Below are 25,625 nucleotides of genomic sequence, written 5' to 3'. Positions count from 1 at the left end.
GGGAGCGCACGGTTCCCTGCGGGCGCCGTTCGGGGCCGCCCTTTTCGAGGACCTTCCGGGTCCTGTCAGTCGCCGTAGTCGGACATCGCGTCCAGCAGACGGGCGGACGCGGGAGGCACGGTCACTCCGTGGATGCGCGACGGGGACACGGGAAGGTCGGCACGGGAGATGATCGGGTCCGGTGCCGCCCAGTCACGGGCCAAGGCGCCGTCGCCGCGCAGCGACGCCAGATCGCCTTCGAAGTCGTGCGGAACGGAGCCGTGGACCTTGCGGTTCGTCATGACGGAACCGTATGCACGCCGAGCGTTACGAAGAAAGACCTACTATCGGGTAGTTTTGACCGCTTCAGACGGCACGTGTCGACCGGGTAGCGTGAACTGTCAATCCCCTTCCGTCGCAGGAGCGTGTCCTCGCCGTGCGTATCGCAGTCACCGGCTCCATCGCCACTGACCACCTCATGACCTTCCCCGGCCGTTTCGCCGACCAGTTCGTCGCGGACCAGCTGCACACGGTCTCCCTGTCCTTCCTGGTCGACAACCTCGACGTACGCCGGGGTGGCGTCGGCGCGAACATCGCCTTCGGCATGGGACAGCTGGGCACCCGGCCGATCCTGGTCGGGGCCGCGGGCTCCGACTTCGACGAGTACCGGGCGTGGCTCGACCGCCACGGCGTCGACACCGACTCGGTCCGGATCTCCGAGGTGCTGCACACCGCGCGCTTCGTGTGCACCACGGACTCCGACCACAACCAGATCGGCTCCTTCTACACGGGCGCGATGAGCGAGGCCCGGCTGATCGAGCTCAAGGCGGTCGCGGACCGGGTCGGCGGCCTCGACCTCGTCCTGATCGGCGCCGACGACCCGGAGGCGATGCTCCGCCACACGGAGGAGTGCCGCTCGCGCGCGATCGCCTTCGCCGCCGACTTCTCGCAGCAGATCGCCCGTATGAACGGCGACGAGATCCGGATACTGCTGGACGGGGCGACCTACCTCTTCTCCAACGAGTACGAGAAGGGGCTCATCGAGTCCAAGACCGGCTGGAGCGACGAGGAGATCCTGTCGAAGGTCGGTCACCGTGTGACGACCCTCGGCGCCCGGGGCGTGCGCATCGAGCGGGCCGGTGAGGACCCGATCGAGGTCGGCTGCCCGGACGAGGAGCGCAAGGCGGACCCGACGGGCGTCGGCGACGCGTTCCGCGCCGGTTTCCTCTCCGGCCTCGCCTGGGGAGTCTCCCTGGAGCGCGCCGCCCAGGTCGGCTGCATGCTCGCGACGCTGGTCATCGAGACGGTCGGCACCCAGGAGTACCAGCTCCGCCGCGCCCACTTCATGGACCGCTTCACCAAGGCGTACGGCGACGACGCGGCCATCGAGGTCCGGGCCCACCTGGCCTGATCACCGAGGTCCGGGCCCATCTGGCCTGATCGGGACACTCCTCCGGCCGGCCGTCTAGGACACCCGGCGGACCACATAGGCGAAGCCGTGGTCCGCCGGCTCCTCCCCGACGTACTCGTGCCCGCGCATCTCGCACCACGCCGGGATGTCCAGCCGGGCGGCCTCGTCGTCCGAGAGGACGCGGACCGTGCCGCCCACCGGCACGTCCCCGATGACCTTGGCCAGTTCGATGACCGGGATGGGGCAGAGCTTGCCGAGGGAGTCCACCACGAGCGCGTCGGAGCCGGAGGGGGACGGCGAGGGCGGCGCCGACGCCGTCGGGGCGCCGAGCTTCTCGCGTACGTCCGCGACCGCGTCCGGCAGCACCGACAGGAACCGGTCGACGTCCTCGGACGGCGTACCCGGTGGCAGCGAGACCCGGACGTTGCCCTCGCTCAGGACGCCCATCGCCTTCAGGACATGGCTCGGGGTCAGCGTGCTGCTCGTGCAGGAGGAGCCGGAGGAGACGGAGAAACCCGCCCGGTCCAGTTCGTGCAGGAGCGTCTCCCCGTCGACGTACAGGCAGGAGAAGGTGACGATCCCCGGGAGACGGTGAACCGCGTCCCCGACCACCTCGACGTCCGGGACCAGTTCGGGCACCCGTACGCGGATCCGCTCCGTCAGTTCCCGCAGGCGCGCGGCCTCCGCGACCGCCTCCGCCCGTACCGCGCGCAGCGACGCCGCCGCGGCCACGACGGCAGGGATGTTCTCGAAGCCCGCCGCCCGCCCCGACTCCCGCTCGTCCACGGGCCCTTGGGGAGCGAACCGCACCCCCTTGCGCACGACGAGCAGTCCGACCCCCGAAGGCCCGCCCCATTTGTGGGCACTTGCCGTCAACAGGGACCAGTCGCCCTCCACCCGGCGCCAGGGCAGTGACTGCGCCGCGTCCACCAACAGCGGCACCCCCGCCGCCCGGCACGCCTCCGCGACCTCCCGCACCGGCTGCTCCGTGCCCACCTCGTGGTTGGCGGACTGGAGGCACGCGAGCGCGGTGTCGGGGCGCAGGGCGGCGGCGTAGGAAGAAGGGGAGACGGTGCCCGCGCGGTCGACGGGCACCGTCGTCACCGAGCCGCCCGCCGCCTCGTGGACCTCTGCCGAATGGAGTACCGACGAGTGTTCGACGGCTGACACGATCAGGTGGCGTCCGACGCGCCGGCGGCCCGCCAGCGCACCCTCGATCCCGGAGTGCACCGCCCGGGTGCCCGACGAGGTGAAGGTCAGCTCGTCCGGGCGGCACCCCACCGCCTCGGCCGCCGCCTCGCGCGCCGCGTCGAGCAACAGCCGGGCCCGCCGCCCCTCCCGGTAGAGCCGCGCGGGATCGGCCCACCCCTCGTCGAGCGAGGCCTGCAGGGCCTGCCGGGCGACGGGATGGAGAGGAGCAGCGGAAGCAGCATCGAAGTAGGCCACACCCCAACGCTAAGGCCCCGGTCAGGGCAGCGCCCCAAAGGGGCGCGAGGAACGTCGCGACAAGCCACAACGAGCCCGCAGCCGCTGTGACGTCCTGACGCCCCGAGCTCCTGGGCGCCCCAAACCTCCGTCAGAAGTAGCCCGGAGCAGGGCAACCCACCCCCTTCGGCTGACCCGGCGGCGCGTTGGGCACCCTCCCCGCGCGACCCCAAATAGCGTCCAGTAGGGTTTGGTCCGCATAAACATCCAAACCCCTGCCCGACGCAGGGCGGCGACCGACCAGCGAGAAGGCCGCAGCCGACCGCGCGGGCGAGACTCTCGGGAAGGCGCTACGTGAGTCCCAACGGCTCCGACCGCTCGCCGCGGCGCCCGATGCGGCGGAAGCTGCTGCAGGCACTGACTGCGGGCCTGGTCCTGGCGACCGCCACCGGTTGCACATACAAGGACTTCCCCCGCCTTGGTATGCCCACCCCGACCACAGAAGAGGGTCCGCGGATCCTCTCCCTGTGGCAGGGGTCCTGGGCGGCCGCGCTCGCCGTTGGCGTGCTGGTGTGGGGCCTGATCCTGTGGAGTGTGTTCTTCCACCGGCGCAGCCGCACCAAGGTCGAAGTTCCTCCGCAGACCCGGTACAACATGCCCATCGAGGCGCTGTACACGGTAGTCCCGCTGATCATCGTCTCGGTGCTGTTCTACTTCACCGCCCGCGACGAGACGAAGCTCCTCAGCCTCAAGCCGAAGCCCGACGTCACGGTCAACGTGGTCGGCTATCAGTGGAGCTGGGGCTTCAACTACATCGAGGACGTTCCCGGTGTCACCGGCAACGCCAAGATCGACCCGAACCTGCGTGCCATTCCGGACCGGTTCAAGAAGGACTTCCCGGCGAACGCCGGCGGTGTCTACGAGGTCGGTACGCCGGGTGAGCGGAACCCGCAGACGGGCAACCCCGGTCCGACCCTCTGGCTGCCCAAGGGCAAGACGGTCCGCTTCGTCCTCACTTCGCGTGACGTCATCCACTCCTTCTGGGTGGTGCCGTTCCTGATGAAGATGGACGTCATCCCGGGCCACACCAACTCCTTCCAGGTGACCCCCAACAAGGAGGGCACCTTCCTGGGCAAGTGCGCCGAGCTGTGCGGCGTCGACCACTCCCGGATGCTCTTCAACGTGAAGGTCGTCTCCCCCGAGCGCTACGAGGCCCACCTCAAGCAGCTCGCGGCGCAGGGACAGACCGGTTACGTCCCGGCCGGCATTGAGCAGACGGGCCACGAGAAGAACCGGGAGACGAACAACCTGTGAGCATCCTCAACGAACCTCAGGGTGCCGGGGCAGCCGAAGACTCGTACGAGAACGAGCTGCCGGTGCGGCGCAAGCAGCCGGGCAACGTCGTGATCAAGTGGCTCACCACCACTGACCACAAGACGATCGGCACGCTCTACCTCGTCACGTCGTTCGCGTTCTTCTGCATCGGTGGCGTCATGGCGCTGCTGATGCGCGCCGAACTGGCTCGCCCCGGCACGCAGATCATGTCGAACGAGCAGTTCAACCAGGCGTTCACGATGCACGGCACGATCATGCTGCTGATGTTCGCGACGCCGCTGTTCGCCGGCTTCACGAACTGGATCATGCCGCTGCAGATCGGCGCGCCCGACGTGGCGTTCCCGCGGCTGAACATGTTCGCCTACTGGCTCTACCTGTTCGGCTCGCTCATCGCGGTCGGTGGCTTCCTCACCCCGCAGGGCGCGGCCGACTTCGGCTGGTTCGCCTACAGCCCGCTGTCGGACGCGGTCCGCTCGCCGGGTGTCGGCGCCGACATGTGGATCATGGGTCTGGCCTTCTCCGGCTTCGGCACGATCCTCGGTGCGGTCAACTTCATCACGACCATCATCTGCATGCGCGCTCCCGGCATGACGATGTTCCGCATGCCGATCTTCGTGTGGAACGTGCTGCTCACCGCGGTGCTGGTGCTGCTGGCCTTCCCCGTGCTCGCGGCGGCGCTGTTCGCGCTGGAGGCGGACCGAAAATTCGGTGCGCATGTGTTTGACGCCGCCAATGGCGGAGCCTTGCTATGGCAACACCTCTTCTGGTTCTTCGGCCATCCAGAGGTGTACATCATCGCTCTACCATTCTTCGGCATCATCTCCGAAGTCATCCCGGTGTTCTCCCGCAAGCCGATGTTCGGCTACATGGGCCTGATCGCCGCGACGATCTCCATCGCCGGTCTGTCCGTGACCGTGTGGGCGCACCACATGTACGTCACCGGTGGCGTGCTGCTCCCGTTCTTCTCCTTCATGACGTTCCTCATCGCCGTACCGACAGGCGTGAAGTTCTTCAACTGGATCGGAACGATGTGGAAGGGGTCCTTGAGTTTCGAGACCCCGATGCTCTGGGCGGTCGGCTTCCTGATCACCTTCACCTTCGGTGGTCTGACCGGTGTCATCCTGGCCTCGCCGCCGATGGACTTCCACGTCTCGGACTCGTACTTCGTGGTGGCGCACTTCCACTACGTGATCTTCGGTACGGTCGTGTTCGCGATGTTCTCCGGATTCCACTTCTGGTGGCCGAAGTTCACCGGCAAGATGCTCGACGAGCGCCTCGGGAAGATCACCTTCTGGACGCTGTTCGTGGGCTTCCACGGCACGTTCCTGGTGCAGCACTGGCTGGGTGTCGAGGGCATGCCGCGTCGCTACGCGGACTACCTCGCCGCCGACGGCTTCACCGCGCTGAACACGATCTCGACGATCAGCTCGTTCCTGCTCGGCCTGTCGATCCTGCCGTTCTTCTACAACGTGTGGAAGACCGCCAAGTACGGCAAGAAGGTCGAGGTCGACGACCCGTGGGGCTACGGCCGCTCGCTGGAGTGGGCCACGTCCTGCCCGCCGCCGCGCCACAACTTCCTCACGTTGCCGCGGATCCGTTCCGAATCCCCGGCCTTCGACCTGCACCACCCGGAGATCGCCGCTCTCGACCAGCTCGAGAACGCCGGTCACGGTGAGAAGGCCCTCGCTGGTGGCAAGGAGGCCGGCAAGTGAAGGTCCAAGGCAAGATGTTCCTCTGGCTGGCTGCCTTCATCCTCGTCATCGCGATCGTCTATGGCGTGTGGTCGAAGGAGCCGGCCGGCACCACGGCGCTCTTCCTGGCCTTCGGCCTGAGCGTGATGATCGGCTACTACCTGGCCTTCACGGCCCGGCGGGTCGACCAGCTGGCGCAGGACAACGACGAGGCCGATGTCGCGGACGAGGCCGGCGAGGTGGGCTTCTTCAGCCCGCACAGCTGGCAGCCGCTCGCGCTCGGTGTCGGCGGTGCGATCGCCTTCATGGCCGTCGTCTTCGGCTGGTGGCTGCTGTACTTCGGGTTCCCGCTCATCCTGATCGGCCTGTGGGGCTGGGTCTTCGAGTACTACCACGGTGAGAACCGCACCCAGTAGCACGCACGCGGTCCCGTAGCGATCGCTGGACACCCCGGAAGCCCGGACTCTCCTGAGGGAGAGTCCGGGCTTCCTCTTTTGCCGCACGTCACATCCCCCACACGGCTCACTCGCCGCGCCATGGTTGACGGGTGTTCATAGCTTGAGTCCATGAATCACGCACCGCGAATCCGCACGGTCGTCAGCCGCACCACGCTGGTGGTCGCCCTCGGCGCGGCCGCCGCTGCCTGCGGCGGAAGCGGCCACCCGCTCTCCGCCAGGCCGTACGACGCGGCGGGTCAGCTCTCCTTCACCGACGTGGTCGGCGACAGCCGCAAGGTCGACCCGGACAAGCCCCTGGAAATCACCTCCAAGGGCGACGACGAGCGCATCACCGATGTGACGGCCTTCGACGCGTCGGGGCGCTATGTGGCGGGCGAACTCGCCGCCGACGGCTCCCGATGGCACAGCACCTCACCACTGGCCGCGGGCGCCCACTACACGGTGCACGTGAGCACGGAGGACGAGGACGGCGCCCCCGGCCGCCAGATCGTCGACTTCGAGACCACCGCGCCCACCACGAACAAGCCCCTGGGCGTGACCCTGGGGCCCGCCTCGGGGGAGTACGGCGTCGGTCAGCCCATCACCGCCGAACTCAGTGCCCCGGTCAAGGACAAGGCCGCTCGCGCGATCGTCGAAGGAGCCCTGAAGGTCGACTCCGTGCCCGCCGTGGAGGGCGCCTGGCACTGGGTGGACGACAAGACGCTGCACTACCGCCCCAAGGAGTACTGGCCCATCCACGCCACCATCCAGGCCCACAGCAACCTGAAGGGCATCAAGGTCGCCGACCGACTCTGGGGCGGCGACGCGAAGCCCCTGACGCTCACCACCGGGGACCGCTTCGTCGCCGTCACGGACGCCGCCGCGCACTCCATGACGATCTACAAGAACGACCAGGTGATCAACCAGATCCCCGTCACCACCGGCAAGCCGGGCTACGAGACCCGCAACGGCGTCAAGGTCGTACTGAGCAAGGAGCCCTACGTACGCATGCGCGGTACCACCGTCGGTATCGCCGAGGGCAGCGCGGACTCCTACGACCTGCCCGTCTACTGGGCGACCCGGGTCACCTGGAGCGGCGAGTACGTGCACGCCGCGCCCTGGTCGGTGGGGGAGCAGGGGTCCGCCAACGTCAGCCACGGCTGCACCGGGATGAGCACCAGCAACGCGGAGTGGTTCTTCAAGAACGTCCGACCGGGCGACATCGTGAAGGTCCAGAACTCCAACGGCGACGCGATGACCCCGTTCAACAACGGCTTCGGCGACTGGAACGTCGCCTGGAAGGACTGGCGCAACGGCAGCGCCCTGACGGCGGGCACCCCGGAGGGCCCGAAGCTGACGGACCGGGCCCGCCTACGTCCCGAGTCCGTGTGACCCAGACCCTGGCCACCGCGCCCCGAAAGAGGCGCGGGGCTGTCTCCTTCCGCCGCTCCGTGCTCTCAGGCGCCCAGAAGTGCCTTGCGGCGGAGCAGCGAGGCCAACGCGGAGGCGAACTCGACCGGGTCCACCGGAAGGGTCACCGCCGCGTCCGCACGGCTCCACGTGGCCAGCCAGGCGTCCTGAGGACGCCCGATGAGCACCAGCACGGGCGGGCAGTTGAAGATCTCGTCCTTGATCTGCCGGCAGACGCCCATGCCGCCCATCGGAACCGCCTCGCCGTCCAGCACACAGACGTCGATCCCGCCCTTGTCCAGCTCCGTCAGGACGGCGGCGGGCGTGGCGCACTCGACGAACTCGACCTGGGGGACGTCGGGGGCCGGTCTGCGGCCGGTCGCCAGCCGCACCTGCCCCCGGGTGTTGGAGTCGTCGCTGTAGACCAGCACCGTGGCGGTCGGCTGCATTGTTCCTCCACGCATCTAAGAAGCACGGCATTGCTCGGGAACTCCTGGTACCGATGGCGCGGATGCTACCCCCTCGAACACCTCGTCAACACCGGTTCGGACAGGGCTTCGATGGGCCATACGGGCTGGACACACCCCATCAACACCCCGAACGGCACCCCCGGGCGTGAGGGCGGGATAAGCGACCGACATAATGTCGGTCGTGGCGACAGCAACGACAGTAGAAACCGGGCACGCGCACCCGTCGGTCAATCGGCCGAACCTCACCAGCGTCGGAACCATCATCTGGCTGAGTTCCGAGCTGATGTTCTTCGCGGCCCTCTTCGCGATGTACTTCACCCTGCGATCGGTGACCGGACCGGATCACTGGAAGGAGATGGCGAGCCATCTCAACTTCCCGTTCTCGGCCTCGAACACCACGATCCTGGTGCTCTCCTCCCTGACCTGCCAGCTCGGCGTGTTCGCCGCCGAGCGCGGGGACGTGAAGAAGCTCCGGATGTGGTTCACCGTCACGTTCGTGATGGGTGCGATCTTCATCGGCGGTCAGATCTTCGAGTACACCGAGCTGGTCAAGAAGGACGGGCTCTCGCTCTCCTCCGACCCGTACGGCTCGGTGTTCTACCTGACCACCGGTTTCCACGGCATGCACGTGACGGGTGGACTCATCGCCTTCCTGTTTGTCCTCGGTCGCACCTACGCGGCCAAGAGGTTCACTCACGAGCAGGCAACCGCAGCCATCGTCGTGTCCTACTACTGGCACTTCGTCGATGTCGTCTGGATCGGCCTCTTCGCCACGATCTACATGATCAAGTAACCGGGCGTCGTCCGCGGCGAACCGATCGCACGCGACGAACCGATCCATTTCCAGAAGCATCGACGCAGAAGATCCTGACACCGGGGTAATCCGTGAAAAAGCTCTCCGCACGACGACGCCATCCGCTGGCGGCGGTCGTCGTCCTACTCCTCGCGCTGGCGGCCACCGGGGGGCTGTACGCCGCGTTCGCACCCGCGAGCAAGGCGCAGGCCGATACGACCGCCCAGTCCCTTGCCATCGACGAGGGCAAGAAGCTCTACTCCGTGGGCTGCGCCAGCTGCCACGGAACCGGCGGTCAGGGGTCCTCCGACGGGCCGAGCCTGGTGGGTGTCGGCGCCGCGGCGGTCGACTTCCAGGTCGGCACCGGCCGTATGCCGGCCCAGCAGCCGGGTGCTCAGATCCCGCGCAAGAAGGTCATCTACTCGCAGGCCGAGATCGACCAGCTCGCGGCGTACATCGCCTCGCTCGGCGCCGGTCCCACGATTCCGACGAAGAGCCAGGTCAGCCCCGAGGGCGCGGACATCGCCAAGGGCGGCGAGCTCTTCCGTACGAACTGCGCGCAGTGCCACAACTTCACCGGCAAGGGCGGCGCGCTGACGCACGGCAAGTACGCGCCGAGCCTTGAGGGTGTCGACCCCAAGCACATCTACGAGGCCATGCAGACCGGCCCGCAGAACATGCCGTCCTTCCCCGACACCACGCTGTCGGAGAAGAACAAGAAGGACATCATCGCGTACCTCAACGCGGTCAACGGTGACGACACCGAGAGCCCCGGCGGTCTGGAGCTGGGCGGCCTCGGGCCGGTCAGTGAAGGCCTCTTCGGCTGGATCTTCGGTCTTGGCGCCCTGGTCGCCGTCGCCGTCTGGGTCGCCGCTCGGACCGCAAAGGCCAAGAAGTCATGAGTAGCCAAGACATTCCAGAAGAGAACCTGCCCGCTGAGCAGGTCGACGAGCACGGTCACGGCGCGGTAGCCCTCGCGGACGAGACCAACCCGTTCGCGGACCCGGGCCTGCCGCCCCACGAGCACCGCATCCAGGACATCGACGAGCGGGCCGCCAAGCGGTCCGAGCGCGTCGTCGCCATGCTGTTCACGTTGTCGATGCTGGCCACCGTCGGCTTCATCGCCTCGTACGTGGCGATCCCGAGGGACAAGTCGATCTTCGTCTTCCCGCTCGGGCACATCAGCGCGCTGAACTTCGCGCTGGGGATGACCCTCGGTGTGGCGCTGTTCGCGATCGGAGCGGGCGCGGTCCACTGGGCCCGCACCCTGATGTCCGACGTGGAGATCGCCGACCAGCGTCACCCGATCGAGGCGGAGCCCGAGGTCAAGGCCAAGGTCCTGGCCGACTTCAAGCAGGGCGCCAAGGAGTCCGCGCTCGGCCGCCGCAAGCTGATCCGCAACACGATGTTCGGCGCGCTGGCCCTGTTCCCGCTCTCCGGCGTCATGCTGCTGCGCGACCTGGGTCCGCTGCCCGGCACCAAGCTGCGCCACACGCTCTGGTCCAAGGGCAAGCTGCTCGTCAACATGAACACGAACGAGCCGCTGCGCGCCTCCGACGTCGCCGTCGGCTCGCTCACCTTCGCCAAGCCCGAGGGCCTGGAGGAGCACGACGAGGACTTCCAGCTCCAGATCGCCAAGGCGGCCCTGATGATCGTCCGGCTCCAGCCGGAGAACATCAAGGACAAGCGCGAGCTCGCCTGGTCGCACGAGGGCATCGTGGCGTACTCGAAGATCTGCACCCACGTCGGTTGCCCGATCTCCCTGTACGAGCAGCAGACGCACCACGTGCTCTGCCCCTGCCACCAGTCCACCTTCGACCTCTCCGACGGTGCCCGAGTGATCTTCGGCCCGGCCGGTCACGCCCTGCCGCAGCTGCGCATCGGTGTGAACGAACAGGGCTACCTCGAAGCGCTCGGCGACTTCGAAGAGCCCGTCGGTCCTGCCTTCTGGGAGCGCGGATGAGCACTACCACCACCTCCGACTCGCGCCCCTCGCGCGAGAAGGCCCCGGCCGGCGAGAAAGTCGCCGACTGGGCCGATGGACGGCTCGGGATCTACTCCCTGGCCAAGTCCAACATGCGCAAGATCTTCCCCGACCACTGGTCGTTCATGTTGGGTGAGATCTGCCTCTACAGCTTCATCATCATCATCCTCACGGGTGTGTACCTGACGCTGTTCTTCCACCCGTCGATGAACGAGGTCACGTACCACGGCAGCTACGTCCCCCTCCAGGGACAGCTGATGTCCGAGGCGTTCAACTCGACCATGCACATCTCCTTCGAGGTGCGCGGTGGTCTGCTGGTCCGGCAGATCCACCACTGGGCGGCGCTGATCTTCCTCGCCGGCATGTTCGTGCACATGATGCGTGTGTTCTTCACGGGTGCGTTCCGCAAGCCGCGTGAGGTCAACTGGCTGTTCGGCTTCCTGCTGTTCGTCCTGGGCATGTTCACCGGCTTCACCGGTTACTCGCTCCCGGACGACCTGCTCTCCGGCACCGGTGTCCGCTTCATGGAGGGCGCGGTCCTGTCCGTGCCGGTCGTCGGCACGTACCTGGCGTTCTTCCTCTTCGGCGGGCAGTTCCCGGGCGGCGACTTCGTCGCGCGGTTCTACTCGGTCCACATCCTGCTGCTGCCGGGCATCATGCTCGGCCTGGTGGTCGGCCACCTGATCCTGGTCTTCTACCACAAGCACACGCAGTTCGCGGGCCCCGGAAAGACGAACAACAACGTCGTCGGCATGCCGCTGCTGCCGGTCTACATGGCCAAGGCCGGAGGCTTCTTCTTCCTGGTCTTCGGTGTCATCGCGGCCATCGCGGCGATCGCCTCGATCAACCCGATCTGGTCCATGGGCCCCTACCGTCCGGACATGGTGTCCACGGGCGCCCAGCCCGACTGGTACATGGGCTTCTCCGAGGGCCTGATCCGTGTCATGCCGGGCTGGGAGATCAACGTCTGGGGTCACACGCTCGTGCTGGGCGTGTTCATCCCGCTCGTGATCTTCCCGCTGGTCCTGGTCGCGATCGCGGTCTACCCGTTCATCGAGTCCTGGGTCACCGGCGACAAGCGCGAGCACCACATCCTGGACCGCCCGCGCAACGTCCCGACCCGGACCGCGTTCGGCGCCGCCTGGATCAGCTGGTACTTCGTCCTGCTCGTCGGCGGCGGCAACGACATCTGGGCCACGCACTTCCACCTGTCGATCAACTCGATCACCTGGTTCGTGCGCATCGGCTTCTTCGTCGTGCCGGTCATCGTGTTCGTCATCACCAAGCGGGTCTGCCTCGGCCTCCAGCGCCGCGACAAGGACAAGGTGCTGCATGGCCGCGAGTCGGGCATCATCAAGCGCCTGCCGCACGGTGAGTTCATCGAGGTGCACGAGCCGCTCAGCCAGGACGCCCTGCACACGCTCACCGCGCACGAGCAGTACCAGCCCGCCGTGATCGGCGCGACGGTCGACGAGAACGGTGTCGAGCGCAAGGTGAAGGGCTCGGAGAGGCTGCGCTCCAAGCTCAGCGAGGGCTTCTACGGGGAGGACAGCCAGATCCCGAAGCCCACGGTCGAGGAGTACAAGGAGATCACGAGCGGCCACGGCCACCACTGATCCTCCGACCGGTTGACCGGTCTTCACTGATCGCCACGGCGAGAGCCTCCGTCCATTGCCTGGACGGGGGCTCTTTGCCGTCTCCGGGCCTGGATAGGGTGTTCCCATCTACACAAGGCGTCCCTTTGGCGGGACGACGGACCCAGGAGCGGCTTATGAGCGCTGTGAACCCCGCTGGAGGCGACACCGCGGCGGGCCGTTCCTGGCCCGTGGTGCTGAACGGCCTGCTCGAGGGCCGCGACCAGAGCGCGGACGACACGGCCTGGGCGATGGACCGGATCATGAGCGGCGAGGCGACGGACGCGCAGATCGCCGGGTTCGCGGTGGCGCTGCGGGCCAAGGGCGAGACGGTCGAGGAGATCTCCGGTCTCGTCCGGACGATGTACGAGCACGCCAATGTGATCGAGGTGCCGGGGGACACCGTCGACATCGTCGGTACGGGCGGTGACGGCGCGAAGACGGTGAACATCTCCACGATGTCGTCGATCGTCGTCGCCGGGACCGGCGCCAAAGTCGTCAAGCACGGCAACCGGGCCGCGTCCTCCGCGTCCGGTGCCTCGGACGTCCTGGAGAAGCTCGGCGTCAATCTGGACCTGACGACGAAGCGGGTGGCCGAGGTCGCGGAGGAGGCCGGGATCACCTTCTGCTTCGCGGTGAAGTTCCACCCGGCGCTGCGTCATGTCGCGGCGGCGCGGGGGCAGTTGGGGATCCGGACCACGTTCAACGTGCTGGGTCCGCTGACGAACCCGGCGCGGGTGAAGGCACAGGCCGTCGGAGTCGCGGACCTGCGCATGGCGCCGATCGTGGCGGGCGTGTTCGCCGAGCGCGGCAACTCCTCGCTCGTCTTCCGCGGCGACGACGGCCTGGACGAGCTGACCACCACCGCGACGTCCCGGGTCTGGATCGTCCGCGACGGCAAGGTCACCGAGGAGCGGTTCGACCCGCGTGACGTCGGCCTCGAACTCGTCCCCGTGGAGGCCCTGCGCGGCGCCGACGCGTCCTACAACGCGGACGTCGCCCGTCGCCTGCTCAACGGCGAGACGGGGCCCGTACGGGACGCCGTGCTGCTGAACTCCGCGGCGGCCCTCGTCGCCCTGTCCCCGACCGACGCACCGCTCGCGGACCAGCTCCGCGCCGGGATGGCGAAGGCGGCGGAGGCTATCGACTCTGGGGCGGCGAAGCGGACGCTGGAACGCTGGGTGGCTGCGAGCCAGTCGTAGCTCGGTTGTTCGTCTGCGGGCCGGTGGGGGTTGTTCGCGCAGTTCCCCGCGCCCCTTCAGGGGGCGCGGGGAACTGCGCGATCTTTTGGGGGTCCGGGGGCGGAGCCCCCGGGTAGTGGCGCTGCCTCCCACTCGGCGTCCCGGTATGCGGACGCCGGGTTGCGGGTGGAAGATCTTGTGGCAGGATGCCGTATCAGGTCATGAGCGACAGCCATCAGGCCCCGGCCGGCTGTCCGGCAACCCTCCGTCCGTGGCGGGGTGCCCCGGGTGAAGACCAGGCCGTAGGCAGCGAGGTCTGCGGCAAGCGCGGACCCCTCGAGAATCCCAGGGGTCCTGGTCGTTCGAGGGAGCCTTCTGTGAGCAAGCGAATGCGATAGGGCGTAGAGCCCCGCCTCCGCACACCCCTTTTGCCTTTCCTCCCTGCGCCGAGCCGTGCAGCCGCACACCCGTACCCCCGTGCACCCGGCCCGCGCAGCGATTCCGCCTGCCTCTCACAGGAGCTCGCCATGTCTGTCTCCACCACTGCCGCCGACCAGGCCGTTTGTGCCCCTCTGCCCGTTCTGGGGCGAGATGTCACCGTCCCGCTCGTGACCGGCGGTGAGGTCACCTACGCCGCGCTCGACTACGCCGCCAGCGCCCCCGCCCTCCAGCGGGTGTGGGACGACGTCGCCGCGTACGCCCCGTACTACGGCAGCGTGCACCGCGGCGCCGGGTACCTCTCCCAGCTGTCCACCGACCTCTTCGAGAACGCCCGCAGGACCGTCGCGGAGTTCCTCGACTGCCGGGGCGACGACCAGGTCGTCTTCACCCGCTCCACGACCGACTCCCTCAACCTGCTCGCCGCCACCCTCCCGGCCGGCTGCCAGGTGTTCGTCTTCGAGACGGAACACCACGCCTCGCTGCTGCCGTGGAAGGACGCCCAGGTCACCTACCTCAACGCGCCCCGTACCCCGCGGGAGGCCGTCGCGGCCCTGGAGCGGGCCCTCGCCGCCCGCGACCCCCACGGGCCGGCCCTCGTCTGCGTCACCGGCGCCTCGAACGTCACCGGCGAGCTGTGGCCCGTGCGCGAGCTGGCCGCCGCCGCGCACGCGCACGGTGCCCGGATCGTCCTGGACGCCGCCCAGCTCGCCCCGCACCACCCGGTGTCCGTGCGGGACCTCGACGTCGACTGGGTCGCCTTCTCCGGGCACAAGCTGTACGCGCCGTTCGGCTCCGGCGTGCTCGCGGGCCGCGCCGACTGGCTGCGCGAGGCCGAGCCGTATCTCGCGGGCGGCGGCGCCAGCCGCAAGGTCACGCGGCGGGTGGACGGCGGCGTGGACGTGGAGTGGCACGAGAGCGCGGCCCGGCACGAGGCCGGTTCGCCGAACGTGATCGGCGCCTACTCCATCGCCTCCGCCTGCAAGGCGCTGACCGAGGCCGGTTTCGACACGCTCGTCGCCCGCGAGGAGCAGCTGATCGGGGCCGTCCGCGCCGGTCTGGCCGAGGTGCCCGAGGTCCGCGTCCTGTCGCTCTTCGGCGACGACGCCCCGCGCGTCGGCGTCCTCTCGTTCGTCGTCGAGGGCTGGAACAGCTCGCACTTCGCGGCCGCGCTGTCCGCCGAGTACGGGATCGGGGTGCGCGACGGTCTCTTCTGCGCCCACCCGCTGGTGCGGACGCTGCTCGGCAGCGATCCGCAGACGCAGGGGGAGTGCGGGGCGCCCGAGGCGGCGCCCGGGGAGAAGTCCCTCAACGCGATCCGCGTCAGCTTCGGGGCCGGTACGCCCGACGAGCACGTGGAGCGGTTCGTGCGCGCGGTGAAGGAACTGGTGCGGGACGGGGCGAAGTGGAACTACCGCACGGAGGACGGCCGCTGCGTCCCGGCGGTCTGAGACCGGCTTGGGGGTGCGTGGGGGCTCCGCCCCCACATCCCCGATGGGACCGCGCGGCTGTGCCTAGCTGTCGAGGCCGATGGCGAACGCCGCCTCCAGGTCGTGCTGGGAGTACGTGCGGAACGCGACGTGGGTGTCCGTCCCCTCGACGCCGGGGATCTTGCTGATCTTGCCGGGGATGACGTCGGCCAGGTCGTCGTGGGCCTTCACCCGGACCATGGCGATCAGGTCGTACGTACCGGTGACGGAGAAGACCTCGCTGACACTGTCCAGCGCGGCGATCGACTCGGCGATCTCGGGGATCCGGTCCACGCTGGTCTTGATGAGCACGATCGCGGTGATCACGGCTGGTTTTCTCCCTCGGGGGCTGCTGCTGGGGTTTTCACTCTAGTCGGCCGCCCGAACCGCACCCACGCGTAGACGAACCCCAGCGAGAAGCCCACCAGGTGGGCCAGATAGGCGACCCCGGGGCCCGAGGGGCTGCGGCCCGCCGCCAGCCATTGCAGGGTCACCCAGAAGGGCAGCACGACCCAGGCGGGGAAGCGCAGCGGCAGGAAGAAGAGGAACGGGAAGAGACTGGTCACCCGGGCCCGGGGGAACAGGTACAGGAACGCTCCGAGGACCGCGGAGATCGCCCCCGAGGCGCCGACCAGGGTCTGCTCGGAGCCGGAGTTGGCGATCGCGTAACCCAGCAGAGCGAGGTAGCCGCAGACCACGTAGAAGACGGCGAACTGGACGTGGCCCATGCGTTCCTCGGTCATCGCTCCGAAGACGTAGAAGAAGAGCATGTTGCCCAGGAGGTGGAGCCAGCTGCCATGGATGAACAGGGCCGTGGCCGGGGTGAGCCAGGCGCTCGGGGTCCCGTCGAAGAGCTCGGCGGGGATCACGCCCCAGCGCCGGAAGTAGGCCCGCTGGGCGACCACCAGCGCGTCCCCGGTGCCGAACGACGGATTGAGTCCCGAGGCGGGACCGATCAGGAAGATCAGGCAGCACAGGAAGATCAGCCCGTACGTCACCGGCGCGGACTGACCGCGCATCGTCCTGCCGACCGCCGTACCCCAGGTGCTGATCATGGGACAGAGCATGACGTAACCGCACCGATGCGCGCAGAATGCCTCGCCGCCATGGACGGCCGAGCGTCGAGTACCCGCCAGGCCGTAGGGTAACGAGCCACACGCGCCGGAGACCGGCGCTGGACGGACACTAGAAGGAAAGCGACTGCCACATGACGGTTCCCCTCCCGACCGCCGAGACTCGCTGGCGCTGCACACTCTGCGGCAACCTCACGCGATTCGACGTGACCCGCTCGTCCAAGGTCGTCGAGTATGTGCACCTGGACCTGGCCGGTGAGCCGAACGTCGAGGAGCGCAAGGTGGTCAGTGAGACCATCGAGTCGGTGCGCTGCCGGTGGTGCAACGCGGTGGACCAGGTGGAACTGGTGGACAGGCCGGGCGCCGGCTCCTGAGGGAGCGGGCCCCGCACAGACATTGGGGTGACGGATGGTGGAGACCACAGGCGGGGAGCCGGACGACGGCGCCGCTGAGGTGCTCGACCGTCCGCTGCCCGACGGGGTGCGCCGGCGGGTCGTACAGATCGTGTCGGACAGCTTCGGCGGGTTGACCGTTGCCGAACTCCCCGCCCAGTTGCGGCAGTATGCGCGGTTCGCCCCCAATCGGCGCGCGAAGTTCGCCGGCAACGCCATGGCCGCCGCGCTGGAGACCGATCCGCTGTTCCGGCAGCGTATCGCCGAGAAGCTCAGAGAGGCGCAGCCGGAGCTCGCCGGCGCCCTCGACTCGGGCGCGCCACCGCCGGCCGCGGATCCGCTGGACGTGGCGGCCGCGGCCTATGTGCTGCGCCCCACGGGCTGGGTGAAGCTGGTGACCGCCGCGGGCGAGGAGGCCCTGCGGGCGGACGCCGAGCGCGCGGACGAGGAGAGCCGGGCGGAGCTGGAGCGGCTGCGCGAGGAGCTCGCGCAGGCACGTGGTCAGACCAAGGCCGAAACCGAGCGGTTGCGCACGGAGTTGGAGTCCGCGAAGAGGGAAGCGGAATCGCTTCACCGCAAGTTGCGCGGCGCCCTCAGCGACGTCAAACGGGGCGAGGCCGCGCTGCGCAAGCTGCAAGGCGAGATGGACACCGCGCGGGCGGACGGGCAGGCCCAGGTGTCGGCCGCCGAGAGCGAGACCCGACGGCTCAAGGCGCGGCTCTCGGAGGCCGAGGCGGCCCTGGAGGCCACCCGCAAGGCGGCGCGCGAGGGTCGCAGCGTCGAGGACATGCGCGTACGGCTGTTGCTCGACACCGTGCTGGAGGCGACCCAGGGGCTGCGCCGGGAGCTCGCGCTGCCGCCCGTGTCCGTACGGCCGGCGGAGACCGTGGACGCGGTCGAACCGGGGCGCATGACGCCCAAGGACATCGCGGCCCGGGCCCTGTCCGAAAATGATCCCGCGATCCTCGACCAGCTGCTCGCGCTGCCGCAGGCGCATCTGGTCGTCGACGGCTACAACGTCACCAAGACCGGCTATCCGCAGATGCCGCTGGAGAAGCAGCGGCTCAGGCTGCTGGGGCAGCTCTCGCAGCTCGCCGCGCAGACGGGGGCCGAGGTGACGTGTGTCTTCGACGGGGCCGAGCTGGCGGCGCCCGTGCTGCTCGCGCCGCCGCGCGGGGTGCGGGTGCTGTTCTCCAAGGCGGGCGTCACGGCGGACGAGTTGATCCGCCAGCTGGTGCGCGCCGAGCCGCCCGGGCGGCCCGTCATCGTGGTCTCCACCGACCGTGAGGTGGCCGACGGGATCGCCAAGGCCGGCGCTCGCCCGGTGGCCTCCGTGGTGCTTCTCAAGCGCTTTTCGCGCGGCTGAAACAGGCCTCGGCGATCTGTGCCGTACGCCCCAAAGGGCCCGTACATCCCATCCGTAACATCCAGGCGTTGTGACCGAATTGGCGAAACCTTCACGCAACGTAGCGTCAGCCCCACATCACTGCACGTGAGTTGAGTGCAAAGAATGCGCTGGGTGACTAAGAATTTTCAGGTTTGGATTTGAACTGATCACAGGAAGGTCACTAGGGTCTGGGCTCGAACCTCCACTCGGGTGATCACTCATTGGGAGTGACGGTGGGGGGACACCGCCCGTCGGCGTCTCGGCAGGCGGCTGGAGGAAGAAGGAGCTCGCCTTCGTGGCGTCCCACCGTCGACCCAAGCAGCCGAGCCGCACCCGTGTGACCGTGCTCACCACCGCCGCAGCCGCTGCCGTTGCCCTCAGCGCCAACGCCGCCAATGCCGCGCCCAGCGAGAAGCCGAGCAAGGACGAGGTCAAGAGCAAGGTCGACCAGCTCTACCAGGAGACCGAGCAGGCCACCGAGAAGCTCGACGGGGCCAAGGAGAAGCAGGACAAGCTGGAGAAGGAAATCAGCACCCTGCAGGACAACGTGGCCCGCGGGCAGGACGAGCTCAACAAGCTGCGCGACGGCCTCGGTACGATGGCCAGCGCCCAGTACCGCACCGGCGGCATCGACCCCTCCGTGGCACTCTTCCTCTCCTCGAACCCGAACGACTACCTGGACAAGGCGTCCGCGATGGACCAGCTGAGCAGTCAGCAGGTCGAGGCGCTGAAGAAGGTCCAGGAGAAGCAGCGTTCGCTCGCCCAGCAGCGGCAGGAAGCCTCCGCGAAGCTCAAGGACCTCGCCGACACCCGTACGGAACTGGCCAAGCAGAAGAAGACGGTCCAGACCAAGCTCGCCGCGGCGCAGAAGCTCCTCAACTCCCTGACGGCCAAGGAGAAGGCGGCTCTCGACGCGCAGCAGTCCCGCGCCACCCGCGCCAGCGAGCGCACCGTTCTCAGCGACCCCGGTACACCCGCGTCCGGGCGCGCCGGTGCCGCGTTCTCCGCCGGACAGACCAAGATCGGCTCGCCGTACGTCTACGGCGCCTCCGGCCCCAGCTCCTTCGACTGCTCGGGCTTCACCTCTTGGGCGTACGCCCAGGCCGGTGTCTCCATCCCGCGCACCTCGGAGTCGCAGGCGACCATCGGCACCCGCATCTACTCGCAGAGCGATCTGCAGGTCGGCGACCTGGTCTTCTTCTTCGGCGACCTGCACCACGTCGGCCTCTACGCGGGCAACGGCCAGGTGCTGCACGCCCCGCGCACCGGAACCGTCGTGCGCTACGAGTCGATGAGCACCATCGGTGGAGCGTTCCAGTTCGGCGTCCGGGTCTGATCCGGCTCCCCGAACCCTCCGAGATCCTTTCGAGGCCCCTCGCCATACCGCCCGAACGGGCGAATCGCGGTAACTCCCGCTGACCCCACGCCCCGTCGGTGACCTGCGTCTCCGGCGGGGCGCCGCGTTGTGCGCCCCCCGAGATTTTTGGCCGGTGCGTAGTCGCACGGCTACTGTCTGGCGCGTTTCCCCCAACTCCGGGGGACCGTCAGCGGAAGGGAGAGCGGCTACTCGTGGGGTCCCATCGCCGCCGTCCACCGTCCGGGTTCGACCGGGGCGTCAGCGCCGCGGGCATCGCCGGCATCGCCGTGACCGTGATGTCCGTCGCGGCCGCCGCCCTCGGGGCCGTACCGGCCGCCGCAGCACCGAAGGACGACACCCGGGCCGAGGTGGACCGCCTGTACATCCAGGCGGAGAAGGCAACCGAGGCGTTCAACAAGGCCGACGAGCGCACGGGAGTCCTGCGCGAAGAGGTGAGCAAGGCACAGGACCGCATCGCCCGGCAGCAGGAGCGCATCAACACCATGCGGGACGCGCTCGGTTCGCTCGCCGGGGCCCAGTACCGCGCGGGCGGCCTCGACCCCTCCCTGGCGCTGCTCTTCTCCGACAGCCCCGCCGAGTACCTCGACAAGGCCGCCGCGCTCGACCGGATCAACGCCCACCAGGCCGGCGAACTCAAGGACCTCCAGCTCGCCATGCGCGACCTCGCCCAGGAGCGCGAGGAGGCGACCGCCGAACTCGCCGAGCTGGAGAAGAGCACCAAGGCCGTCGCCCAGCACAAGCGGACCGTCGAGAAGAAACTCGCCAAGGCGCGCATACTGCTCAACTCGCTGCCGTCCGCCGAGCGCGCCGCCTACGACCGGGCCTCCCGCTCCGGACGCTCCGACCTGCCCGAACCCGGCGGGGTCACGCCCGCCTCGGGGCGCGCCGCCGCCGCCCTCGCCGCGGCCCGCTCCGCACTCGGCCGCCCCTACATGTGGGGCGCCAACGGGCCCGGCGGATTCGACTGTTCCGGCCTCATGCAGTGGTCGTACCGGCAGGCGGGCGTCGGTCTGCCACGCACCTCCCAGGAACAGCGCTACGCCGGACGGCAGGTGTCGCTCTCCCAGGCGCAGCCCGGCGACCTCATCACCTACCGCTCCGACGCGAGCCATGTCGCGATGTACGTGGGCAACGGCCAGGTGATCCACGCGCCCTATCCGGGCGCGCCGGTGCGCTACGACCCGGTGGGCATGATGCCCATCTCGTCCGTCACGCGGGTCTGACCCCCGCGCCCGGGCGCCGTACGATCGGGAACGTGGCTGGTCGAAGGCGTGCGTCGCGGGCGGGATGCTCCCTGGTGCTGCTGCTCGCCGTGCTGGTGGGCTGCGGCGGCAGGCCCACCCAGGACACCGCGTCCGCCGATGTGCAGCGGGTCCTCGACCGGCGGGCGGCCGCGGTCCTGGACCGGAACGAGTCGGCGTACCGGGCCACGGAGGAACCGTCCGCCTCGACCGCGGAGTTCACCCGGCTGCGCGCGGTCCCGCTGGCCGCCTGGTCGTACCGCCTGACGGACCTGCACCGCTCCGGCGACCGCGCCACCGCGGGCGCCGAGCTGCGCTACCGCATCGAGGGCTACGACAGGGCGCCTGTCACGGCGGCCCGCACCCTGCGCCTGGTCCGCGAGGGCGGGACCTGGCGGGTCGCCTCCGACGTGCCCGCCGAGCGGGCCAGTCAGCAGTTGTGGGAGCAGGGGGCGGTGACGGTGGTACGGGGCGCGCACAGCCTCGTCCTGGGGGTCGGGCAGTCCGGTGAGCGGCTGCGGGCGTACGCCGGCCTCGCGGACCGCGCCGTGCCCGCCGTGACGGACGCCTGGGGCGCCGACTGGACGGGGCACGTCGTCGTCCTCGTACCGAAGTCGCTGGAGGGCATGGCGGGGCTGCTCGGGGCGCCCGCGTCCGGGTACCGGGGGATCGCGGCGGTCACCACGGGAGAGGCGGGCGGGACGGCCAGGGCGCCCGCGGACCGGATCATCGTCAACCCCGATGCGTACGGCCTCCTCGGCGACTTCGGCAAGCAGGTCGTGCTCACCCACGAGACGACGCACGTGGCCACCCGCGCCCACACCACCGCCGCCACACCCCTGTGGCTCTCCGAGGGCTTCGCGGACTGGGTCGGCTACCGCGGCAGCGGCCGTACGGCGACGCAGGCGGCGCCGGAGCTGGCGCGGTCGCTGCTGGACGGGCACGTACCGGCCGCGCTGCCGGACGACAAGGACTTCGGGTTCGCCGGGGACGCGGCGCGGCTGGCGCGGGCGTACGAGGGCGGCTGGATGGCCTGCAGGCTGATCGCCGACCACTGGGGCGAGGTCCGGCTGAACGAGTTCTACCGGGCCGTCGGCGACCACGAGAAGCGGGCGGGGGCCGTCGAGGGCGCGCTGCGGGACGTACTGCACACGACGCCGGAGAAGTTCACGCAGCAGTGGCAGGCGTACCTGAAGGCGCAGCTCGCCTGAATCGGCTCGGCTGAATCAGCCCGTCGCCGTGTCCAGCCGGGCGATGGCCTCGGCGAGCCACTCCCGCTCCGCCTCGCCCGTCGCCCGCGCCACCCGCAGCATCCCCTGCCGGAACAGGTCGCCGGCCTCCTCCGCCCGTACGGGCTCGCCGTCCCGGTAGAAGAAGCTCGCGGGCGTCAGAAGGAACTCCTGGCGGCGGCGCAGGACCGCGGCCTGCTCCCGCGGGTCCGGGAGGTGGCGCAGGAACGCCAGCAGGGTGTTGAAGCGGACGTGGTCGGTGATCTCGGCCTGCTTGGGGTGGCGCAGCCGCTCCAGGAGGTCCGCACGGCCCTTCTCGGTGAGCGACAGGATGCGACGCGGGGCGGCGCCGCTGCCGGGCTCCGTGTGCTGGTCCAGCTGTCCTGCGGCCACCAGGCGGGTGATCGCCGGGTAGAGCGCGCCGTCGCTGACGGGGCGGACATGGCCGCTGAGCGCCTTGATGCGCTCCTTCAACTCATAGCCGTGCAAGGGCTCTTCGAACAGAAATCCGAGGATCGACAGCTCCAGCATGCGGGGCGCTCCTTGCTTGCGGGTGTCGGACGACCATGGTACCTCTTATCGAGCTACCTCTAAACGAGGTAACTCGATAAGAGGTAATCGAGGGAAATCAAGGGAATCGAGGACTCATCGGTGAACGCCCACCGGAAGCAGCTCATATCGCTCGCCCACCCCGTGTACCTCTCCCTGCTCGCCTCCGTCGCCGCCGGGATCATCAACACCGTCTGGGTCTCCCGGCTCGGCGGCCCCGCCGTGGCCGCCGTCGCCGTCGCGACCAACACCGAGAACGTGCTCCTCGGCGTCGCCCTGGTCTTCGCCTCCGGCACGACCGTCCTCGTCGCCCACGCCAGAGGGGCCCGGGATCCGGGCGCGCTCCGGGCGGCCGTACGCGGCGGAGGGGCCCTGTGCGCGGTCGTGACGCCCGTGGTCGCCGTGGGCGGATACCTGCTGCGCGAGCCGCTGGCCCGGCTGGTCCTGGGCGGCGACGGGCGCGCCCTCGCCCTGGCGGTCGCCTACTTCGGGATCTCCCTGCCGGGCATCGCCGTCTTCTTCGCGCAGAACCTCGTCGACGGCATCCTGAAGGGCGCCGGTGACACCCGCACCCCGATGCGCCTCGCCCTACTGGCCAACGGGCTGATTCTCGGCCTCGACCCGCTGTTCATCCACGCGTACGGCGTCCGGGGCGCCGCCGCCTCCACGGTCCTGTGCCGCTGCGTCGCCCTCGCCGCCGGCCTGCGCGCCCTGCGCCGCAACGCGCCGCTGCGCGAGGCCGCGGCCGTCCGCCCCGCCGAGCGCACCGGCCCCGCGCTGCGCCGCACCCTGCGGACCGGACTGCCGATGTCCGCCGACTTCACCGTGCGTCAGGGCGGGGCGCTGGTCCTGGTCGCGATCGTGGCCCGGCTCGGGGTGACGGCCGTGGCCGCGTACTCCATCGCGTACAAGGTCATGTACGTCGCGACCATGGCCTTCTACGCGGTGCGGCAGGCAGCCTCGATCCACACCGCGCACACCCGGGGCAGCGGCCGGGACGAGCGGGGCGCGATCGGGCGGCAGGCGGTGATCGTCTCCGGGGCGGTGGGCCTGGTGGCAGCCGTCCTGCTCGGCGCGTTCGCCCCCTGGATCACGCGGGCCTTCGGAGCCGGGGGCGCGGTCGCCCACGACGGTGTGCTGTTCCTGCGCTGCGTCGGCCCGTACCTGCTGCTGATGGCCTGCTTCATCGCGCTGGGCGGGGTCTTCGAGGGGAGCGGGGGAGCCCCGTTGCTGCTGCGGGTGACAGTGCTCGGCACCGCGGTCCAGCTGCCCCTGGCGTACGCACTGTCGGGGCTCGGACTGCCCGGGATCTGTCTGGCGCTGGCGCTGTCCATGGCGGTGCAGTGCACGGCCGTCGGACTGCTTCTCGCCCGCGCCCGCCGCCGTCAGGAGGAGCTCAGGCGCTCCTTGCTGCGGGTGGCCTGAGCGGGCAGGGTCGGGGCCGGGTCGGACACCGTGCTCCACCACAGTTCGAGGGCGGCGAGCAGGGCCGCGACCACCAGCAGGCCGTTGCGCAGGAAGAGCAGGGTGATGCCCAGCCGGTCGCTGCCCACGACGTGCGAGAACCAGATCGGGAACTCCAGGACGGTCACGAAGCAGGCGGCCAGCACCAGGGCGACCGGCAGGGTCATCCGGCTGCCCCGGAAGCACAGGCAGACCGCGCCGATCCCGACCAGCCACACCATGTACTGCGGGCTGATGACCCGGCTGGTGGCCGTGAACATCAGCACCGCCACGAACGCGGCGTCGGCGAGCGTGTGCGGCCGGAAGCGCTGGACGCGCAGCCGCCACAGCAGCAGCCACGCGAAGGCGATCGCGGTGAGTGCCAGGGCCAGCCGGCTCACCACGTCGACGTACGGGCCGAGGAACTCCACCGAGCCGTAGTTGAGCAGCACCTGACCGTCCCAGCCGAAGTGCCGGCCCACGTGGAAGACGAGGGAGCCCAGCGACTCCACCTCGGTGCCCCGGTCGCGCTGGAAGGTCAGGAAGGAGAAGGCGCCGGGCATCGACAGCCCGAACAGCACCGCGATCCCGCCCGCGGTCACCGCCGCCGCGGCCCACGCGCGCCGCTTCACGGCCCCCAGGAGCAGGAGCGCCGGCCACACCTTCACCAGCGCCCCGAAGCCCACGAGAGCGCCCATCACCCGGGGATGGCGGGCTCCCGCGAGGAGCGCCGCGACCGCCACGGCCGTCACCATCACGTCGTAGCGGGCGTAGACGGTCGGTCCGAGCAGCGGGACGCCGATCACCCACACCCAGGCGCCGCGCAGCGTCTTGCCGGGGCGCCGTCCGGCGTAGTGGAGCAGCGCGTACACCACCACGTCGGCGACGAAGGCCAGCAGGAAGAAGGCGTGCGCGTAGTCGAGGAAGGGCAGCAGTCCGGGGGAGAGGATCGCGAGCGCGGCGGCCGGCGGGTACTGCCAGGTCACGTCGTCGAGCGGGAAGGTGCCGGTGCGCAGGATCTCGTACCAGCCCTGGTAGATCACCGAGACGTCACTCGTGACGTCCGGTCCCGGGAAGACGAACACCTTGAAGACGAAGAGCAGGAGCAGAAGCCTGGTCAGGCCCCAGGTTCCCAGCAACGCGTACGGAAACCCCGCCCCCCGTGTGCCCTTCATGCTCACCTGGCCCTCGTTCGTCGGCTGTCTGTGCGGTGGTGACGTGGTGCGGTGGTGCGGTTGTGCGGAAACATGATGACGTGCGGGGCTGTGCGAGGCCC

24 protein-coding genes and 1 riboswitch are annotated in these 25,625 nt (G+C 69.5%); of the genes, 17 read left to right on the top strand and 7 right to left on the bottom strand.

What is annotated here, in order from left to right; all coding sequences use genetic code 11:
- Window positions 1-65: 65 nt before the first annotated feature.
- Window positions 66-281 (bottom strand): hypothetical protein, encoded by a 216-nt coding sequence (locus FNV62_RS16735; protein WP_097284346.1) that lies wholly within the window; start codon window positions 279-281, stop codon window positions 66-68.
- A gap of 134 nt (window positions 282-415) precedes the next feature.
- Between FNV62_RS16735 and FNV62_RS16730 the strand changes: the two genes are divergently transcribed.
- Window positions 416-1,390 carry a carbohydrate kinase family protein gene (locus FNV62_RS16730; protein ID WP_097284345.1) on the top strand — a complete coding sequence of 325 codons (975 nt, stop codon included), beginning with the start codon at window positions 416-418 and terminating at the stop codon, window positions 1,388-1,390.
- A gap of 54 nt (window positions 1,391-1,444) precedes the next feature.
- Here FNV62_RS16730 and FNV62_RS16725 read toward each other — a convergent pair whose 3' ends face one another.
- Complete coding sequence (locus FNV62_RS16725) at window positions 1,445-2,836, bottom strand: cysteine desulfurase/sulfurtransferase TusA family protein (RefSeq protein WP_097284344.1); 1,392 nt, start codon at window positions 2,834-2,836, stop codon at window positions 1,445-1,447.
- A gap of 333 nt (window positions 2,837-3,169) precedes the next feature.
- On the opposite strand from FNV62_RS16725, the gene coxB reads away from it, so the two are divergent.
- The 4 genes from coxB (at window position 3,170) to FNV62_RS16705 (ending at window position 7,670) form a co-directional block, all read left to right on the top strand.
- Window positions 3,170-4,129, top strand: a complete 960-nt coding sequence (coxB, locus tag FNV62_RS16720; RefSeq protein ID WP_143601407.1) for a cytochrome c oxidase subunit II — start codon at window positions 3,170-3,172, stop codon at window positions 4,127-4,129.
- Complete coding sequence (ctaD, locus tag FNV62_RS16715; RefSeq protein ID WP_054231556.1) at window positions 4,126-5,862, top strand: cytochrome c oxidase subunit I; 1,737 nt, start codon at window positions 4,126-4,128, stop codon at window positions 5,860-5,862. The genes coxB and ctaD overlap by 4 nt, the downstream gene beginning before the upstream one ends.
- Window positions 5,859-6,257 (top strand): cytochrome c oxidase subunit 4, encoded by a 399-nt coding sequence (locus tag FNV62_RS16710; RefSeq protein ID WP_054231555.1) that lies wholly within the window; start codon window positions 5,859-5,861, stop codon window positions 6,255-6,257. The genes ctaD and FNV62_RS16710 overlap by 4 nt, the downstream gene beginning before the upstream one ends.
- 150 nt (window positions 6,258-6,407) lie before the next feature.
- Window positions 6,408-7,670, top strand: coding sequence for a L,D-transpeptidase (locus FNV62_RS16705; RefSeq protein ID WP_143601406.1), 1,263 nt, complete (start codon window positions 6,408-6,410; stop codon window positions 7,668-7,670).
- Window positions 7,671-7,735: 65 nt separating this feature from the next.
- On the opposite strand, the gene FNV62_RS16700 is transcribed toward FNV62_RS16705, so the two are convergent.
- Window positions 7,736-8,137 carry a response regulator transcription factor gene (locus FNV62_RS16700; protein WP_054231553.1) on the bottom strand — a complete coding sequence of 134 codons (402 nt, stop codon included), beginning with the start codon at window positions 8,135-8,137 and terminating at the stop codon, window positions 7,736-7,738.
- Window positions 8,138-8,330: 193 nt separating this feature from the next.
- Here FNV62_RS16700 and FNV62_RS16695 point away from each other — a divergent pair, with 193 nt between their 5' ends.
- The 6 genes from FNV62_RS16695 to FNV62_RS16670 all read left to right on the top strand — a co-directional run bounded on the left by FNV62_RS16695 (window position 8,331) and on the right by FNV62_RS16670 (window position 15,639).
- On the top strand, window positions 8,331-8,951 hold the full coding sequence (locus tag FNV62_RS16695) for a heme-copper oxidase subunit III (protein WP_054231552.1): 621 nt from the start codon (window positions 8,331-8,333) through the stop codon (window positions 8,949-8,951).
- Between the two features lie 92 nt (window positions 8,952-9,043).
- Entirely contained in the window at window positions 9,044-9,853 is an 810-nt protein-coding gene (locus FNV62_RS16690) for a c-type cytochrome (RefSeq protein ID WP_054231551.1), read from the top strand.
- A complete protein-coding gene (locus FNV62_RS16685; protein ID WP_099923082.1) occupies window positions 9,850-10,914 on the top strand; it encodes a ubiquinol-cytochrome c reductase iron-sulfur subunit in 1,065 nt (354 codons plus the stop codon). The genes FNV62_RS16690 and FNV62_RS16685 overlap by 4 nt, the downstream gene beginning before the upstream one ends.
- On the top strand, window positions 10,911-12,551 hold the full coding sequence (locus FNV62_RS16680) for a cytochrome b (RefSeq protein ID WP_054231549.1): 1,641 nt from the start codon (window positions 10,911-10,913) through the stop codon (window positions 12,549-12,551). Before FNV62_RS16685 ends, FNV62_RS16680 begins: the two co-directional genes overlap by 4 nt.
- A gap of 155 nt (window positions 12,552-12,706) precedes the next feature.
- Complete coding sequence (gene trpD, locus FNV62_RS16675; RefSeq protein WP_099923084.1) at window positions 12,707-13,771, top strand: anthranilate phosphoribosyltransferase; 1,065 nt, start codon at window positions 12,707-12,709, stop codon at window positions 13,769-13,771.
- Between the two features lie 196 nt (window positions 13,772-13,967).
- Window positions 13,968-14,084: riboswitch (SAM riboswitch) on the top strand.
- 193 nt (window positions 14,085-14,277) lie between these two features.
- Window positions 14,278-15,639, top strand: coding sequence for an aminotransferase class V-fold PLP-dependent enzyme (locus tag FNV62_RS16670; protein ID WP_143613118.1), 1,362 nt, complete (start codon window positions 14,278-14,280; stop codon window positions 15,637-15,639).
- Between the two features lie 63 nt (window positions 15,640-15,702).
- Here the strand turns inward: FNV62_RS16670 and FNV62_RS16665 are convergent, their stop codons facing one another.
- Together FNV62_RS16665 and FNV62_RS16660 are read right to left on the bottom strand one after the other, a co-directional pair.
- Window positions 15,703-15,984 (bottom strand): Lrp/AsnC family transcriptional regulator, encoded by a 282-nt coding sequence (locus tag FNV62_RS16665; RefSeq protein ID WP_054231546.1) that lies wholly within the window; start codon window positions 15,982-15,984, stop codon window positions 15,703-15,705.
- On the bottom strand, window positions 15,981-16,712 hold the full coding sequence (locus FNV62_RS16660; RefSeq protein ID WP_054231592.1) for a rhomboid family intramembrane serine protease: 732 nt from the start codon (window positions 16,710-16,712) through the stop codon (window positions 15,981-15,983). The genes FNV62_RS16665 and FNV62_RS16660 overlap by 4 nt, the downstream gene beginning before the upstream one ends.
- A 152-nt stretch (window positions 16,713-16,864) precedes the next feature.
- Here FNV62_RS16660 and FNV62_RS16655 point away from each other — a divergent pair, with 152 nt between their 5' ends.
- The 5 genes from FNV62_RS16655 (at window position 16,865) to FNV62_RS16635 (ending at window position 22,339) form a co-directional block, all read left to right on the top strand.
- The gene (locus FNV62_RS16655) at window positions 16,865-17,104 is read left to right on the top strand and encodes a hypothetical protein (protein ID WP_054231545.1); all 240 of its coding nucleotides are present in this window, start codon (window positions 16,865-16,867) and stop codon (window positions 17,102-17,104) included.
- Window positions 17,105-17,138: 34 nt separating this feature from the next.
- On the top strand, window positions 17,139-18,488 hold the full coding sequence (locus FNV62_RS16650; RefSeq protein WP_060902042.1) for an NYN domain-containing protein: 1,350 nt from the start codon (window positions 17,139-17,141) through the stop codon (window positions 18,486-18,488).
- A 316-nt stretch (window positions 18,489-18,804) separates the two neighbouring features.
- Window positions 18,805-19,845, top strand: a complete 1,041-nt coding sequence (locus FNV62_RS16645; protein ID WP_143601404.1) for an NlpC/P60 family protein — start codon at window positions 18,805-18,807, stop codon at window positions 19,843-19,845.
- Window positions 19,846-20,078: 233 nt separating this feature from the next.
- The gene (locus FNV62_RS16640) at window positions 20,079-21,110 is read left to right on the top strand and encodes an NlpC/P60 family protein (protein WP_097284338.1); all 1,032 of its coding nucleotides are present in this window, start codon (window positions 20,079-20,081) and stop codon (window positions 21,108-21,110) included.
- Between the two features lie 32 nt (window positions 21,111-21,142).
- Window positions 21,143-22,339, top strand: coding sequence for a hypothetical protein (locus FNV62_RS16635; RefSeq protein ID WP_144315349.1), 1,197 nt, complete (start codon window positions 21,143-21,145; stop codon window positions 22,337-22,339).
- A 15-nt stretch (window positions 22,340-22,354) separates the two neighbouring features.
- Here FNV62_RS16635 and FNV62_RS16630 read toward each other — a convergent pair whose 3' ends face one another.
- Window positions 22,355-22,888 (bottom strand): PadR family transcriptional regulator, encoded by a 534-nt coding sequence (locus FNV62_RS16630; RefSeq protein WP_097284336.1) that lies wholly within the window; start codon window positions 22,886-22,888, stop codon window positions 22,355-22,357.
- Window positions 22,889-23,008: 120 nt separating this feature from the next.
- Between FNV62_RS16630 and FNV62_RS16625 the strand changes: the two genes are divergently transcribed.
- Entirely contained in the window at window positions 23,009-24,331 is a 1,323-nt protein-coding gene (locus FNV62_RS16625) for an MATE family efflux transporter (RefSeq protein ID WP_144315348.1), read from the top strand.
- On the opposite strand, the gene FNV62_RS16620 is transcribed toward FNV62_RS16625, so the two are convergent.
- Entirely contained in the window at window positions 24,292-25,524 is a 1,233-nt protein-coding gene (locus FNV62_RS16620; RefSeq protein WP_054231591.1) for a glycosyltransferase family 87 protein, read from the bottom strand. The two genes, FNV62_RS16625 and FNV62_RS16620, sit on opposite strands and share 40 nt — an antisense overlap.
- Between the last annotated feature and the right edge of the window lie 101 nt (window positions 25,525-25,625).

The sequence above is a fragment of the Streptomyces sp. RLB3-17 genome, from assembly GCF_007113425.2.
Classification (GTDB): Bacteria; Actinomycetota; Actinomycetes; order Streptomycetales; family Streptomycetaceae; genus Streptomyces; species Streptomyces mirabilis_D.
This window is presented reverse-complemented; position numbering and strand designations above follow the sequence as displayed.